This is a genomic window from Bradyrhizobium sp. Ken51, assembly GCF_055807435.1.
In genome coordinates this window covers 673108-687665 of the sequence record NZ_JBVVPB010000001.1, presented here as the reverse complement: position 1 = coordinate 687665, position 14558 = coordinate 673108, and the positions used below count along the sequence as shown (strand labels likewise).

The following is a 14558-nucleotide window of genomic DNA, read 5'->3' as shown; positions in this document are numbered from 1 at the left end:
TCCCTGGCGCGGGTGCGCGCATTAAACAAAAGGTTGTGGCGCAGGGCAATACCTCCCGCATGCGGACGAACGCTCCGGCGCTGCTTTTATCTTTTGCAGACGGAACCGATCTCGCGTGCGATGCCTTTTCTTCGCCACATCATCGCGTATCGCGATCAGCCCCGCGGCCGGTACAGGCGGCGCCATTCCACAAGCCGCTCGGCATAGGCGTGCGCGAGCGCCGGCTCAGGCTCGAACGTCTCGACGCGCCGTGGCGCGGTGCAGACGGTCTCGATTGCCTCACCGGTGACGGCGAGGCGGCCGAGCCGCGCGGCGCCAAACGCCGCGCCGGTCTCGCCGTCGGCAAAGCGATGCACCGGCACGTTCAGGACATTGGCCAGCACCGCAAGCCAGAACCGCGACCGCGAGCCGCCGCCGATGACATCCGCCTCCGCGATCGCCAGTCCGGTCTCGGCGAGAACGTCCCGGCAATCCGCAAGCGCGAAGGCGACGCCTTCGAGCACGGCTTGCACGATCGCGTCGCGATTGGTGGCGTGACTGAGGCCATCGAGCATGCCGCGCACATCCGGATCATCGTGCGGGGTGCGTTCGCCGGAGAGGTACGGCAGGAAGCTGACCGGCGACGGCGCCATCGGGCGCAAGCCCAGCGGCGCCAGCAGGTCGGCCTCGGATGTCCCCAACAGCCGCGCGATCCAGGCCAGGCACGATGCCGCCGAGAGGATCGCGCCGGCTTGAATCCACCTGCCCGGGACGGCATGACAGAACGTGTGCACGACCCGCTCCGGGTTAGCCGCGATCGTCTCGGTCGGCACCAGTAATGCGCCGGAGGTTCCGAGCGAAATGAAGGCTGCGCCGGGATTGATCGCGCCGATGCCGACGGCTCCCGCCGGATTGTCGCCAGCCCCGCCGGCGAGCATCGGTCGCCCGGTCATGCCCCACCGCTGCGCCAACTCGCTCCGCAGCCGTGCCGCCGGCGCGCAGCCCTCGACTAGAAGCGGCATCTGTCGGCGCGAGAGAGAAGTCGCGGCGAGCCCCTCGTCAGACCAATCGCGGCTGGCAACATCGAGCCACAGCGAACCCGAGGCGTCCGAGACATCCTCGATCGCCTCGCCCGTCAGCACCAGGCGCAGATAGGCCTTTGGTTGCAGCACGAGTTTTGTCGCCGCGAAGATCTCCGGTTCGTGCCTGGCGACCCACAGCAGTTTTGGCGCGGTGAATCCCGGCATCGCCTTGTTGCCTGTCGTCGTCCGCAAGGCGGGCCAGCGCCGCTCAAGTTCGGCGCATTCCGCAAAGGACCGTCCGTCATTCCAGAGAATGCAGGGCCGCAACGGCGTGTGACCGGCATCGAGCAGCGTCGCGCCGTGCATCTGGCCGGACAGGCCGATGCCCTCGACCTCGGCCAGTTCGCGCGCGTGATCCGCCTTCAAGGCGTCCAGCGTCGCGAACGTAGCTTCGATCCATTGCGCCGGGTCCTGCTCGCAATGGCCGGGACGCGGCGAAGAGACCGTCAGCGACCGGCTCCGGCTCGCCACCACGCGCTGCGCGTCGTCGACCAGAACGATTTTGACGGCAGAGGTGCCGAGGTCGATGCCGAGATACATGATGTCACTTGCCTTGTGCATCCATGACTTTGCGGGCATGGCGTTCCGATGTTGGCATGCACCCGCCAATCATGTAACCCCACCCGAAACCTTCCCGGGACGCAACGCCCATGACCACCGCCGCCACCAACGGCGCGGGAGCCACCCGCGCGCTGATCCTTGCGCTGCTTGCGCTCGCCTGCGGGCACATGCTCTCGACCTTGCTGCGCACCATTCCGGCGGTCAGCCTCGATTTGATGGCGGCGGACTTCGGCATCGAGCCACAGGCGCTGGCGAGCCTCACCTCGGTCTACCCATTCGCGTTTGCGGCCGCGCAGATCCCGGTCGGTGCGGCGATGGACCGCTTTGGCGTCCGGCCGGTGTCGCTGAGCCTGCTCGCGGGAACCGTGGTCGGCGCCATCGCGTCCGCGTTCGCGACGGGGCCCGAAAGCTTCGCGGTCGGCCAGGTGCTGCTGGGCGTCGCCACCTCCGGCATGCTGATGTGCCCGATGACCTTGGCGGCCAAGCAATTGTCGGTCGCGCGCTTCGGGCTGTGGTCGGGCGCGATCCTCTCGATCGGCAATATCGGCATGCTGTTGTCGTCGAGCCCGCTCGCCTTCGTGGTCGACACCTACGGCTGGCGCGCCGGGTTCTGGATCTCGGCGCTCGGCGGCGTCGCCGTGGCGTTCGCGGTGTTCCTGCTGGTGCCGAACCAGCCGGCCGAGCACAAGGACGAATCCTCGCCGCTGTCGCAGATGATCGAGGTGCTCAGGCTCGGATTGTCGCGGCCCTTGCGCGGCCTGATCGCGCTGGCGCTGGTGTCGCTTGCGACCTCGCTGGTGCTGCGCGGCCTGTGGGGCGGGCCATGGCTGATGCAGGTCAAGGGATTGTCGCGGGTCGAGGCCGGCAACCAGCTCGGCGCGTTCACGCTGGCGATGATTGCGGGTCCGCTTGTCATCGGCATGATCGACCGCAGGATCGGCCGCCGCCGCGCGCTGGTGGCGGGAACGCACCTGGCCGGCGCATTGCTGCTGGCGCTGATGGCGTTAGGGGCGCCGCACTATGCCGTCTCGATGCTGCTCGGCCTTCCCGTGATGCCGCCGCAATACGACCTCGTGCTGTTCGTGCTCATTGGCCTGGCGACCTCGGCGCAGCCGCTGCTGTTCGGCATGTCGCGGCAGTTGGTCGACGCGCAAGTGGCAGGCAAGGCGCTCGCGGCGATCAACCTCGCCTTCTTCCTCGGCGCGGCGCTGATGCAGTCGATCACCGGCGCGGTGGCGGCGTTCGCGGGACTGCCGGCGGTGCTGCTGTTCATGGCAGCCATGCTTGGCATCGGCTCGCTGATCTTTTTGACTTATGCATCGTCGCGTTCGTAGTTCGTCGGGTGGGTCGAGCGGAAGGGAAAGCCATCGTATCGACCAGGTCGCGGACCACCGGAAGCCGCCCCATCGAACGGCTTCCGGATTTCGCATCAGCCCGAAGATCGTTCGCGCGCCGCAAAACGAATGGCGCGGGCCTTCGCGCTCTTTCCCGCCGCGCGCGCGGCGATCATGCTGCGTGCCTTGCCGTGGGTGCTCTTCCGGATCAGGGACGCAAGCCGCTTGCGTGCGCGGCTGGTCGTCAGCCGGGCTGCCAATTGCTCGGCCTTGCGAATGATGGTCGTGACAGAGGGCGTCAGGTTCACCGGAACCCAGGCGACATCTTTCGTCTTGGACAGGCTGCCGATGCCCTCGCAGGGCGCCTCGCGCGGCAGGTCGATCCGGATCGCGAGGGCTTCCGCGCGCTCGGTCCAGTCCTCGGCCTTGGTGCCGGTGATGATGCGGACATAGTCGCGTGTCTCACGCGGCAGTTCGCTCTCTTTGGCGAGCCATTTCTGGATCCGGCCGGGGCCTGCGTTGTAGGCGGCTGCGGCAAGTCCGAGATTGCCGAAATCGTCGCGCAGCTTGCGCAGGAATTTGGCCGACGCCGGCAGCGCCTTCATCGCATCGAACGGATCATCCAGCCCGACCTCCGCTGCCGTTTCCGGCATGAACTGTGCGACGCCTTGCGCGCCGGCCTGGCTCACTTCGTTCGACTTGAAGCGGCTCTCCTGCCAGATCAGGCGCGCGAAGAACGGCACCGGAATGCCGCTGGCTTCGGCGGCTCCACGGAGCGCGTGGCAGAAGCGCTCCGTCGGCGAAGCCGGCGCCTGCGCGACGGGTTCGACCGCGCGCGGCGGCTCGGGTGTCTCCTCATGGGACGCGCGTGCATTGGCGAGCTCGAGGGCCTGCACGCTTGCAAGGAACAGCTCGACCACGGGAACAAGTGGCGAGGCCTGAGTGTTTTGAAGAACGGCACGGTCGAAAGCTGATGTTTGGCGGGACGCCGACGGATCGAAGTCGCACATCAGAATCATGAACGCGGCGCAAGCCGCGACGACAAATCGCATTGCTGGAGCAACCTCGAACTGTGGGTGAACGGCCAGCGGTGCGCCGGCGATAAGGAGTTCTTAACCCTGCGATTGCGGCAAAGCTGCGGTCTCGCAGGTTCCGCAGGTGTTACTACGGTGTTCCCGCCGGGAAACACTTCTCTCCGCGATTTTGCGGGCATTGCGAATTGGACGAGCGAGATGATGCGGTGGATGCTTGGCGCGGTGATTTCGCTGTCGGTGATTTCTCCGGTGCTTGCGGGCAATCTCGATGCAGCAGCGGTGAACGATGCTTCGCGTCCCGCAAAGAAAATTGCCAGCGACAAGCTCAACGCCGCGATCGTGAAGCTTCAAATTCTGCTCGACCGTGCGCGGTTCTCGCCCGGGGAGATCGACGGCAAGCTCGGCGAGAATGCGCAGAAGGCGCTCAAGGCATTCGCCGAGCAGAACGGCGTTGCATCCGACAAAACGATCGTACCGGAGCTTTGGGACAAGTTGAATGCCGCGAGCGAAGGCCCTGTCCTCGTCGAATACAAGATCACGGACGCGGATGTGAAGGGCCCGTTTCTGAAGGAGCTGCCCGGCAAGCTCGACGACATGAAGCCGCTGAAGGCGCTGAGCTACACCAGTCCGCTCGAAGGCCTTGCCGAGAAATTCCACATGAGCGCCGATCTGCTCAGGACGCTCAACCCGGACAAGGCCTTCGACCAGGTCGGAGAGACCATCGTCGTTGCAAACGTTCCGGCGAGGCGTGAGTTGTCGCAGATCGCGCGGCTCGACGTCGACAAGAAGAACGGCACGTTGAAAGCATTCGATGGGGGCGGCACCCTGATTGCATTCTTTCCCGCGTCGATCGGAAGTCCGGATCGTCCGACGCCGAGCGGTACGCTCAAGGTCACCAGCACCCACGAGAATCCAGTCTATCACTACAACCCTGACTACAAGTTCAAAAGCGTCAAATCGAAACAGCCGTTCGATGTTCAGCCGGGCCCGAACAATCCGGTGGGAGCATACTGGATCGGCTTGTCCGCGCAGGGTTACGGCATCCACGGAACGGCGGAGCCCGACAGGGTCAGCAAGTCCGCGTCGCATGGCTGCGTCAGGCTGACCAATTGGGATGTGCGCGCGCTGGGCGAACACGTCAAGCGCGGCACGCCGGTGGTCTTCCTGGATGCGCCGACGGACTCCTCGTCCAGGCAGCAGGGGAAGTCCGGCGGCAGGCGCGCCTCGAATTAGTCTTTGGGAAAGTCCTTGCGCATCGCGATCTCGGCGGCATCGCCGGGCGACAGCACGGTCTGATCGAACGCTGCTTGCGGCCTCGTCATGATATCGTAGAGCGAGATGCCCTTGATCGGCTTGCCCATGAGCTCGCGGACGCAGTCGGCGAGCGTGCCGTTGTAGACGAGATAGGGCGGACCTCGATCCTTCTGCCTCTCGCCTTTGAGCGACGGCCACTTCTTCAGTTCGGCCGGCGCGTCATAGGCGATCGGCGATTTCTCTTTGAACATGCGCTTGGCCCCTGAAGGCGCGGGTAACCCAGAAGCCTAGGGCGGCCCGGTAAACGCTTGTTAAAGAATTAGTTCAAATCAGCCGGCAACAAAGGCGAGCAGGGTACCGTTCGCCTTGGCCGGCGGCACGCAGATCGCAGACCCGCTGCGCACCGCTGCCGAACCAAGCGCCTTCTCGGTGGCCGCAAGATCGCCACTCACGAGCACCAGGGCAGCGCCACCGCGTTCGGAAAGACCCGCGAGCGGCACCCCGGGATAGCGTTTGCCGAGCTGCTCCAGCGTCAAGTAAACGAAATCGGCACGATTGCCACCGGACGCCACGGTCACTGCGCCGTCGGCATCAGCCTTTGGCTCGCGGTCGATCAGCCGTCCCAGATGCCCGGCTTCCTTCGCGGGCTCGGGGGTCGCGATCAATGTCTGCTTGATGCGCTTGGCCGCATTGGCGTGCTTCATCAGCTCGGGAATCCACACCGTCTCGCGCGTCTTGTGCTGGCAGGCGAAAATGCGCACGCCGCCGGGCGCTTCCGCGGTCGGCCACATGAAGGTGCGGAATTTCGCCGCCGAGATCGTGCCATCAGGCAGCGTCACGGGCCTTTCGAAATCGGTCGGGCCGATCGGCTCCAGGCCACGTGCGCGGATTTCCTCCGCGCCGGCGGTGGAGTCGACCGCGGTGAAGGCGATGCGCTCGATGCCTTCGCCGCGCTTGTCGAGGAAGGCACGCGCCGGCGCGTTGTGCTCGGTCGCCGCGAGCACGCCGAGCAGCTCCATATAATCCGGGTCGAACATGATGGTGTAGTTGCCGGTGCCCATATGTGCGCTGTGAGTGCCGCGCGGCGAGATGGTGAAGCCGAGCTGCCGGTAATTTTCGGCGGCTTTGTCGAGGTCCTGAACCATGACCACGGCGTGGTCGATACCGATAACGTTCTTGAGGGCCACTGTTCTTTCCCCGAATGCAAACTGACTGGGCCGCCGTCGGCGGCCGCAAATCCTGTCTACGCCGGATAGGCGGCCAAGTCATTTTCAAATCGGCGGGACATGCGGAAATTTCATTCCGCGAAACGCGATATCGACGCGCGATGGCGTCAGCGCGCCTGCTCGATATAGGCGGCGAGGATGGCGCGCTCCTCGCTGGTCATTTCGGTGATGTTGCCCGGCGGCATCGCATTGGACCAGGCGGCGACGCGGCCGATCAGGCGGATGTTGCGATGGATGTGCTCGGGCGCGTCGAGCAATATGCCCTTCGGCGCGGTGACGATGCCGGCCCAGACCGGCTCGGCCGCGTGGCACATGCTGCAGCGGGACATCACGATCTCCTCGACATTGGCAAGCGTCGGCTGCGCCGACAGCGCGCTTGTCTTGACTTCGCGCGGGCCGGCCGCGGAGAGGAAGAGAATTGCGATCACGCCCGCCGCTGCGATGCCCCACACCCACCACGGCGATTTGCGCCCGGCATGCCGCTCGTTGAAGAAGTGGCGGATCACGGGGCCGAGCGCCAGGATGATCGCGACGATGATCCAGTTGAAGCGGGTGGCGTAGAGCAGGGGATAGTGGTTGCTGATCATCAGCACGACGACAGGCAGCGTCAGATAGTTGTTGTGGACCGAGCGCTCCTTGCTGGTCTTGCCGAGCTTCGGATCGGGCGCCTGTCCTGCGAGAAGGGCGGTTACGATCTTCTTCTGGTTCGGGATGATCAGCGTGAAGACGTTGGCGACCATGATGGTGCCGATGATCGCCCCGATCTGGTTGAAGGCGCCGCGGCCGCTCAGCACGTGGGTGAAAGCATAGGTCAATGCGACCAGGAACAGATAGCCGCCGATGGCGAAGGGCAGTTCGCGCTGCGCCAGCCCGGTGCGGCAGGCGCCTTCATAGAGCAGCCATGCCAGCGCGAGGCTGCAGAGGCTGAACAAGCCGGCCTGGAATGGCGTGAGGTCGAGGATCGACTTGTCGACCAGGAACAGATCGGCCTCGAGATAATACACCACCACCATCAGCGCGAAGCCGGACAGCCAGGTGGTGTAGGCCTCCCATTTGAACCAGGTCAGCTCATCCGGCATCTGGGCGGGCGCGACCAGATATTTCATGATCCGGTAGAACCCGCCGCCATGGACCTGCCAGGCCTCGCCCTGCACGCCGTCCGGTAGATCGCTCCTGGGCTTAAGGCTGAGATCGAGGGCGATGAAATAGAAGGAACTGCCGATCCAGGCGATCGCGGCGACCACGTGCAGCCAGCGGAGCAGCAGGCTCGCCCATTCCGATATGATGGATCCCCACATGATCACCCCAACAGATGCGACACCAATGCCGCAGCTTGATGACCGCGACCGGCGGTCCCGCCCTTACAATGTGTCGCACCGATCAGCCGCATTTTCCAGTACGATGGGCTGCGGCTGATGCACATCGTGCGGGCATGAGCTGACGTGGGATTCGGCAGGCATTTGACCTGTCGCAGAACGTTTGCGTGTTGATCGGCGTTGATACGCCAGACGTAACGGCCGGGAGGGAACGACGTGAAGAACAGGATTTCGTTCGTGGCGATGTCCGCGGGATGGCTGGTCGCTGTCGCGACCTGCGCACAGGCGGAGCCGGTGCTGCAAGGCAAGGACGCCTACGGCGATTGGCAGGCCGACAAGCCCGGCACGGTCAGGTTGATCCGGCCGCGGGATCTGGTCAGACCCGGGGCCACGCGGTCGGTTGCGAGTTCATCGCGCGTGGTGCCGCGCCCGGCGGAGGGGGCGCTTCAGGTGCCGGCCGGCTTCAAGATCGAGCTGTTCGCCGAGGGTCTGCGCGCCCCGCGCATCGTGCGCGTGGCGCCGAACGGCGATGTCTTCGTCGCCGAGACGCGCGCGGGCAACATCCGCGTGTTGCGCGCCGGCGAAGGAGGCAAGGTCGCGACCAACGAGGTGTTCGCTGCCGGACTGAGGCAGCCGTTCGGCATCGCCTTTTTCCCGAACGGCGACAATCCGCAGTGGGTCTACGTCGCCAACACCGACAGCGTCGTCCGCTTTCCCTATCAGGCCGGCGATCTAAAGGCGCGCGGCAAGGCGGAGGCGATCGTGGCGAGCCTGCCGCACGACGGCGGCCACTCTACCCGCGACATCGTGTTCACGCCGGACAACAAGCGCATGCTGGTATCGGTCGGCTCGCTCAGCAATGTTGCCGAGGGCATGGGCTCGCCGCCGGGTGGCGTGGAAGCCTGGTCGAAAGCGCAGCCGCTCGGTGCGGCCTGGGCGAGCGAGACCGAACGCGCCACCGTGCTCGCCTTTACCCCCGAGGGCAAGGAGCGGAAGATCTACGCCACCGGGATCCGCAACTGCGTCGGTCTTGCGATCCAGCCGCAGACCGGGCTGCCCTGGTGCTCGACCAACGAGCGCGACGGCCTCGGCGACGATCTCGTGCCTGACTATGTGACCAGCGTGAAGGAAGGCGCGTTCTACGGCTGGCCGTGGTTCTATATCGGCGGCAATGAAGACCCCCGCCACGCCGGCGCGCGGCCGGACCTCAAGGACAAGGTGACAGTGCCCGACGTGCTGGTGCAGCCGCACTCGGCCTCGCTCGGCATGACTTTTTATCAGGGCACGCAGTTTCCATCCGAATACCAGGGCGATGCCTTTGCCGCTGAGCACGGCTCCTGGAACAGGTCGAAGCGCACCGGCTACAAGGTGATCCGCATCCGGATGAAGCACGGCAAGCCGACCGGCGAGTACGAGGATTTCGTCACGGGATTCGTGGTGAGCGACACCGAGGTGTGGGGGCGGCCGGTCGGAGTTGCGGTGGCGAAAGATGGATCGCTGCTGGTGTCGGAGGATGGCAACGGGACGATCTGGCGGGTGACAGGCGTGCGCTGAGCCGCGGCGCAGGTGCACCCTCGCCCCTTGCGGGAGAGGGTGGCTCGCCGCGCAGCGGCGAGACGGGTGAGGGGTTCTATCCGCGAGTCCCTTTGCCAGTTGAGTTCATGGATGCAACCCCTCATCTGGCGCTTCGCGCCACCTTCTCCCGCAAGGGGAGAAGGAAGAGCAGCGTGCTTGGGATGTCTACCCCCTCCGCACACTCGCTCCGCCATCCACCGGCAACGTCACACCGGTGATGAAATTGGCCTCGTCCGATGCCAGGAACAGCGCGGCATTCGCGACGTCCCAACCCGTGCCCATCTTCTTGCGCAGCGGCACCTTGCTGTCGCGTTCGGCTTCGACTTCGGCGCGGGTCTTGTGCCATTCGCGGGCGCGGGTGTCGACGGCCATCGGCGTGTTCATCAGGCCCGGCAGGATGACGTTGGCGCGGATGCCGTATTCGGCGTTCTGGTAGGCGAGCTGTTCGGTGAAGGCGATCATCGCCGACTTCGTCGCCTTGTAGGCGACATAAGGGTAGGTGGTGATCGCCGCCATCGAGGAGATGTTGATGATCGCGCCGCTTCCTTGCGCACGCATGATCGGGATCACCTCTTTCGCCGCCCAAATGCAGCTCTTCAGATTGATGGCGACGACGCGGTCGAACGCCTCCTCGGTGATTTGCAGCAGCTCGGCGTCGCCGCCGGACAGGCTGACGCCGACATTGTTGTGCAGCACGTCGATCCGGCCCCAGCGCGCCTGTGCCTCCGCGACCATCGCCTTGATGTCGGCGGACTTGGTCACGTCGGCCTTGAACGCCGCGGCGGTGCCGTTTTTCTCGGCGATCAGGCTGACGGTTTCCTGCGCCGATTCCAGATGATGATCGACGCACAACACCTTGGCGCCCTCGCGCGCGAAGGTCAGCGCAGTGGCGCGGCCGTTGCCCATGCCTTCGCCGGGGCTTTGCCCGGCCCCGACCACGATGGCGACCTTGTCGTTCAGACGCATGACGTTTTTCTCCCTGCTTTTCCATTACGATAGCACGGGCTGTCAGCGGTCAAAGGCCGATCATGCCGCCTGATGGTCGCATCGGATGCACGCTGTCCCGCCGAACATGCATGGCTGCGTCGTCAGCGCGAAAGCACATGCACGCCAATGGCTTGCTGCTGCGCAGGAACCGACCTCGCACGATCGCGTTTGTTGCGGAGCCTTTCCCGCGCTAGGCTCTGTCCCGGGGCTTCCCAACCGCCAGTGGCTTGCCGATGAATCTGCTCGATCCACAAGGGCCTGTGGCTGCGGCCAACAGCACTATCCTGGTCGATTCCGTCTTCATCATGCTCGCGATCGTGGTGCCGACCATCATCGCCATCCTGGCCTTCGCGTTCTGGTTTCGCGCCTCCAATCCCAAAGCAAAATTTCAGCCCGACTTCGTTTATTCCGGGCGGGTGGAGATGGTGGTGTGGGCGATCCCCGCGCTCACCGTGATCCTGCTCGGTGGCGTCGCCTGGATCGGCTCGCACCAGCTCGATCCCGCAGCGCCGGTGCCCGGCACCGGCAGCCCGGTCCGCATTCAGGCCGTCTCGCTCGACTGGAAATGGCTGTTCATCTATCCGGACCAGCGCATTGCCACCATCAACACGCTGACGGTGCCGGCTGGCGCCGAACTGAATTTCCAGCTGACGTCGTCGAGCGTGATGAACACCTTCTTTATCCCGCAGCTCGGCAGCATGATCTACACCATGAACGGCATGGTGACGAAGCTGAACCTGCGCGCCGACAACGAAGGCAAGCTGCAGGGCCTGTCGGCGCATTTCTCCGGCGACGGCTTTCCGGACATGATGTTCGACGTCAACGTGGTCTCGCCGCTCGCCTTTCCGGAATGGGTCGCGACCACGGCGAAGAGCGATGCTGTCCTCAATGAGGATAGCTACAAGAAGTTGATGCAGCAGGGCATCGAAAAGGGCAGGCCGACCTACCGGCTCGACGATCCCCGGCTGTTCGACCTGATCGCGACCCAGCACATTCCGCCAGGACCGGGTCCGGAGCTCGCATCCGAAGCAGGCCGGTCGCACAGTGGAGGCCATGATGCTCGGTAAGCTCGATTGGTCGGCCATTCCGTTCGACCAGCCGATACCGCTGATCGCAGGCGGCGTGGTGTTGGTCGGCATTCTCGCCGTGCTGGCCTGGGTCGTGGTGAAGGGGCATCTGCCCTATCTCTGGCACGAATGGATCACAAGCGTCGACCACAAGCGGATCGGCGTGATGTACATCCTGCTGGCGTCGGTGATGCTGCTGCGTGGCGGCAGCGACGCCATCATGATGCGGATCCAGCAGGCGGTCGCCTATCAGTCCCAGGGCTATCTGCCGCCGGAGCACTACAACCAGATATTCTCCGCGCACGGCACCATCATGATCTTCTTCGTGGCGATGCCGTTCGTCATCGGGCTGATGAATCTCATCGTGCCGCTTCAGCTTGGCGTACGGGATGTGGCTTTCCCGACGCTCAATTCGGTCGGCTTCTGGCTGACCGCGACCGGTGCGCTGCTGGTCAATCTCTCGCTCGTGATCGGCGAGTTCGCCCGCACCGGCTGGCTCGCGTTTCCGCCGCTGTCGGAGCTGTCCTACTCGCCGGGTGTCGGTGTCGACTATTACGCGTGGTCGCTGCAGATCTCCGGCGTCGGCACGCTGGTGGCCGGCATCAATCTCGTGACGACGGTGCTGAAGCTGCGCACCAAAGGCATGAACTATCTGCGCATGCCGATGTTCTGCTGGACCACGCTGGCCTCGAACCTCCTCATCGTCGCGGCCTTCCCGATTCTGACCGCCACCCTCGCGATGTTGCTGCTCGACCGCTATCTCGGCTTCCACTTCTTCACCAACGAGGCCGGCGGCAATGTCATGATGTTCATGAACCTGATCTGGGCCTGGGGGCATCCCGAGGTCTACATCCTTGTGCTGCCGGCCTTCGGCATCTTCTCCGAGGTGGTCTCCACCTTCTCGGGCAAGGCGCTATTCGGCTATCGCTCGATGGTGCTGGCGACCATGGCGATCTGCGTCATCTCCTTCATGGTCTGGCTGCATCACTTCTTCACGATGGGCGCGGGCCCCGACGTCAACGCCATCTTCGGCATCGCCAGCATGATCATCGCGATACCGACCGGGGTGAAGATCTACAACTGGCTGTTCACGATGTACGGCGGACGCATCCGCTTCGAGACGCCGATGCTGTGGTCGATAGGCTTCATGGTCACCTTCATCATCGGCGGATTGACGGGCGTGCTGGTCGCGGTGCCGCCGGCCGATTTCATCCTCCACAACAGCATGTTTCTGGTCGCGCATTTCCACAACGTCATCATCGGCGGCGTGCTTTTCGGCGCCTTCGCCGGATTCGAGTACTGGTTCCCGAAGGCGTTCGGCTTTCGCCTCAACGACCGCTGGGGCAAGCTCGCGTTCTGGTTCACTTTCCTCGGCTTCTACGTCACCTTCATCCCGCTCTACGTCGCTGGCATGCTCGGCATGACACGGCGCATGCAGCACTATGACGTCGCGGCGTGGCGGCCCTGGATGCTGGTCGCAGCCGTCGGCATGGCCGTGCTGACGATTGGCGTGATCTGCCAGATCGTGCAGATCGTGGTCAGCATCCGCAACCGCGAGGCCCTGCGGGATCGCACCGGCGATCCCTGGGACGGCCGCTCACTGGAATGGGCGACGTCGTCGCCGCCGCCGGTTTTCAACTTCGCTTTCAATCCCGATGTGCGCGGCGAGGATGCCTATTGGGACATGAAGGCTCATGCCAAGCAGCAATCGCTCGATCATGATGCGCCCGAGTATCAGGACATCGAGATGCCCAGGAACTCGCCGACCGGATTCGTCTGCGCGTTCTTCGCCACCGTCATGGGGTTTGCGCTGATCTGGCACATCTGGTGGATGGTGATTTTGGGCGGCATCGGAGCGTTCGCGACCTTCGTCGTGTTCGCCTGGCGCGACCATGACGAATACGTCATTCCGGCCGACGAAGTCGCGGCGATAGACCGCGTCAATCTCGAGGAGCGGCGCAATCTTGTCAGCATGGCGGGGACAGTCTGATGTCAATGACCGCGACCGCCGGCCGTGCGCACGCCGATCCCCATCACATCGGGCTCGTCATCGAGCATCCCGGCCCGGCGCCGAAGCGCATCGTGACCGCCTATGGCTTCTGGATATTTCTGCTCTCAGACATCGTGATGTTCTCCTGCTTCTTTGCGGCCTACGCGGTGCTGGCCGACCAGACCGCCGGCGGCCCGAAGGGTTCGGAGATATTCGAGCAGCGAAACGTCGCGATCGAGACGGTCTGTCTGCTGCTGTCGAGCTTCACCTGTGGCATGGCGAGTATCGCGGCCGATGTGCGCAACCGGTTCTGGTTCTATCTCGGGATGGCGGTGACGTGTTTGCTCGGCCTCATCTTCCTGGTCATTGAGTTTCGCGAGTTCGCCGATCTCGTCGCGCGAGGCTATGGCCCGTCGCGCAGCGCCTTCCTCACAGCGTTCTTCTCGCTGGTCGGCTGCCACGGCCTCCACGTCTCGGCCGGCATCTTGTGGCTCCTCACCATGATGGCCCAGGTCTTCGCAAAGGGTTTTCGTGCCGACGTGCTGCGCCGGATGATGTGCTTTGCGTTGTTCTGGCATGCGCTAGACATCGTCTGGGTCGGGGTCTTCTCCGTCGTCTATTTGCTTGGGAGTGGCGTATGAGCGATCAGGCACATATGCGGACCGAACACGACCTCGCGCCGGGCGAGGAAGAACAACACAGTGTCGGCACCAGGATCCTCGGCTATGTGGTCGGCCTCGTGCTTGCGCTGCTGCTCACGGCGACCTCGTTCTTCATCGCCGGCACCGATCTGGTCTGGCAGCCTTCCATTCCCGTCGCGCTGATCGTGCTGGCCATCGCGCAGATGGGCGTGCACCTCGTGTTCTTCCTGCACATCACCACCGGCCCCGACAACACCAATAACGTGCTGGCGCTGGCGTTCGGGCTGCTGGTCGTGTTCCTGGTGGTCGGCGGCACCGTCTGGATCATGGCGCATCTGAATGCGAACATGCCGGCGATGGATCAGATCATGCCGATGCGCCGCTAGGAGCGCACAAAAAAGAAGAGCCGCTTGTTGTGACAAGCGGCCCAAGTCTAGGGAGGAAACGCCCAGGCAAAGCAATCGGACCGAAGCCGGATTGCCGCCAAGGAAACGCTCGCGCAAAGCGCTTGC

General features: G+C 64.4%; 13 protein-coding genes. 7 read left to right on the top strand and 6 right to left on the bottom strand.

The features are described from left to right. Positions 1–155: 155 nt before the first annotated feature. Positions 156–1601: a xylulokinase gene (gene xylB / locus AC0L27_RS03030; RefSeq protein WP_354207359.1), complete on the bottom strand. Its 1446-nt coding sequence runs from the start codon at positions 1599–1601 to the stop codon at positions 156–158. 110 nt (positions 1602–1711) lie between these two features. On the opposite strand from xylB, the gene AC0L27_RS03025 reads away from it, so the two are divergent. Continuing rightward, positions 1712–2956 carry an MFS transporter gene (locus AC0L27_RS03025; RefSeq protein ID WP_354207319.1) on the top strand — a complete coding sequence of 415 codons (1245 nt, stop codon included), beginning with the start codon at positions 1712–1714 and terminating at the stop codon, positions 2954–2956. Positions 2957–3051: 95 nt separating this feature from the next. On the opposite strand, the gene AC0L27_RS03020 is transcribed toward AC0L27_RS03025, so the two are convergent. Beyond that, positions 3052–4008, bottom strand: a complete 957-nt coding sequence (locus AC0L27_RS03020; RefSeq protein ID WP_354207317.1) for a lytic transglycosylase domain-containing protein — start codon at positions 4006–4008, stop codon at positions 3052–3054. 180 nt (positions 4009–4188) lie between these two features. Here AC0L27_RS03020 and AC0L27_RS03015 point away from each other — a divergent pair, with 180 nt between their 5' ends. Beyond that, a complete protein-coding gene (locus AC0L27_RS03015) occupies positions 4189–5223 on the top strand; it encodes a L,D-transpeptidase family protein (protein WP_354254015.1) in 1035 nt (344 codons plus the stop codon). Here AC0L27_RS03015 and AC0L27_RS03010 read toward each other — a convergent pair. The 3 genes from AC0L27_RS03010 to AC0L27_RS03000 form a co-directional block, all read right to left on the bottom strand. Then, on the bottom strand, positions 5220–5495 hold the full coding sequence (locus AC0L27_RS03010; protein WP_027516602.1) for a hypothetical protein: 276 nt from the start codon (positions 5493–5495) through the stop codon (positions 5220–5222). The two genes, AC0L27_RS03015 and AC0L27_RS03010, sit on opposite strands and share 4 nt — an antisense overlap. A gap of 78 nt (positions 5496–5573) precedes the next feature. Next, on the bottom strand, positions 5574–6431 hold the full coding sequence (locus AC0L27_RS03005; protein ID WP_275170367.1) for a VOC family protein: 858 nt from the start codon (positions 6429–6431) through the stop codon (positions 5574–5576). 146 nt (positions 6432–6577) lie between these two features. Beyond that, the gene (locus AC0L27_RS03000; RefSeq protein ID WP_354207312.1) at positions 6578–7768 is read right to left on the bottom strand and encodes a urate hydroxylase PuuD; all 1191 of its coding nucleotides are present in this window, start codon (positions 7766–7768) and stop codon (positions 6578–6580) included. 234 nt (positions 7769–8002) lie between these two features. Between AC0L27_RS03000 and AC0L27_RS02995 the strand changes: the two genes are divergently transcribed. Next, on the top strand, positions 8003–9340 hold the full coding sequence (locus AC0L27_RS02995; RefSeq protein ID WP_354207310.1) for a PQQ-dependent sugar dehydrogenase: 1338 nt from the start codon (positions 8003–8005) through the stop codon (positions 9338–9340). Positions 9341–9526: 186 nt separating this feature from the next. Here the strand turns inward: AC0L27_RS02995 and AC0L27_RS02990 are convergent, their stop codons facing one another. Further along, positions 9527–10327 carry an SDR family NAD(P)-dependent oxidoreductase gene (locus AC0L27_RS02990; RefSeq protein WP_354207308.1) on the bottom strand — a complete coding sequence of 267 codons (801 nt, stop codon included), beginning with the start codon at positions 10325–10327 and terminating at the stop codon, positions 9527–9529. A gap of 254 nt (positions 10328–10581) precedes the next feature. Here AC0L27_RS02990 and AC0L27_RS02985 point away from each other — a divergent pair, with 254 nt between their 5' ends. From AC0L27_RS02985 to cyoD, 4 genes are read left to right on the top strand one after another with little or no spacing between them, the layout of a single operon-like run. Next, entirely contained in the window at positions 10582–11415 is an 834-nt protein-coding gene (locus AC0L27_RS02985) for a cytochrome ubiquinol oxidase subunit II family protein (RefSeq protein WP_354056725.1), read from the top strand. Continuing rightward, positions 11405–13405 carry a cytochrome o ubiquinol oxidase subunit I gene (gene cyoB / locus AC0L27_RS02980; protein ID WP_473301801.1) on the top strand — a complete coding sequence of 667 codons (2001 nt, stop codon included), beginning with the start codon at positions 11405–11407 and terminating at the stop codon, positions 13403–13405. The genes AC0L27_RS02985 and cyoB overlap by 11 nt, the downstream gene beginning before the upstream one ends. Further along, a complete protein-coding gene (locus tag AC0L27_RS02975; protein ID WP_275170372.1) occupies positions 13405–14046 on the top strand; it encodes a cytochrome (ubi)quinol oxidase subunit III in 642 nt (213 codons plus the stop codon). The genes cyoB and AC0L27_RS02975 overlap by 1 nt, the downstream gene beginning before the upstream one ends. Further along, positions 14043–14432 carry a cytochrome o ubiquinol oxidase subunit IV gene (gene cyoD / locus AC0L27_RS02970; protein WP_007594086.1) on the top strand — a complete coding sequence of 130 codons (390 nt, stop codon included), beginning with the start codon at positions 14043–14045 and terminating at the stop codon, positions 14430–14432. Before AC0L27_RS02975 ends, cyoD begins: the two co-directional genes overlap by 4 nt. Positions 14433–14558: the final 126 nt, after the last annotated feature.